Annotated in this window: 2 protein-coding genes; both read left to right on the forward strand. The window is 34.7% G+C overall.

Annotation, left to right across the window (positions count from 1 at the left end; translation table 11 throughout):
- Positions 1–545: IS607 family transposase (locus LI074_RS17085; RefSeq protein ID WP_265107687.1), on the forward strand; the 545-nt coding region annotated here is incomplete at its 5' end.
- Positions 508–737, forward strand: a 230-nt coding sequence (locus tag LI074_RS17090; protein ID WP_173698470.1) for a helix-turn-helix domain-containing protein, incomplete at its 3' end; no start/stop codon positions are given. The genes LI074_RS17085 and LI074_RS17090, both read left to right, overlap by 38 nt.

Here is a 737-nt window from a genome sequence, read left to right on the forward strand (position 1 = left end):
ATACTACAGTAAGTGGTTATAGATATTATTCTGATGAGCAACTCAACCAGGTAATAAATGTAAAGCCTAAAAACCGCATTACAATTGGGTATTGTCGTGTTTCCAGTCATAAACAAAAAGATGATCTGGAACGACAGATTGATAATGTTAAAACATATCTTCTGGCAAAAGGACAGCCGTTTGAGATAATAAGTGATATCGGTTCCGGAATTAATTATAAGAAAAAAGGGCTCCAGGAATTGATCAGGCGAATATCTCTAAATCAGGTTGAAAAGGTTGTTGTTTTGTATAAAGATCGGTTACTGCGATTTGGTTTTGAGTTGATAGAATATATCGCTTCACTTTATAATTGTGAGATTGAGATTATTGATAATACTGAAAAGTCCGAACAGCAGGAACTTGTTGAAGATCTGGTTCAGATAATCACTGTATTCAGTGGCAAATTACAAGGAAAACAAGCAAACAAAGCTAAGAAACTTATCCGGGAATTGATACAGGAGGAAGCAGATGGTAAAAGCCATAAAAGTAATGTTGATACCAAATAACGTGCAGAAAACTAAGTTGTTTCAGTACGCCGGTGCTTCAAGATTTGCCTATAACTGGGCTTTGGCAAGGGAAATAGAAAACTATGAAAAAGGCGGAAAATTCATTTCAGATGCAGAACTCAGAAAAGAATTTACAAAGCTTAGACATTCTGATGAATATGCATGGTTATTGAATATTTCAAATAATGTAAC

The organism is Blautia sp. MSK18_10, from assembly GCF_020553185.1.
In the GTDB taxonomy this organism is placed as follows: domain Bacteria; phylum Bacillota; class Clostridia; order Lachnospirales; family Lachnospiraceae; genus Blautia_A; species Blautia_A wexlerae.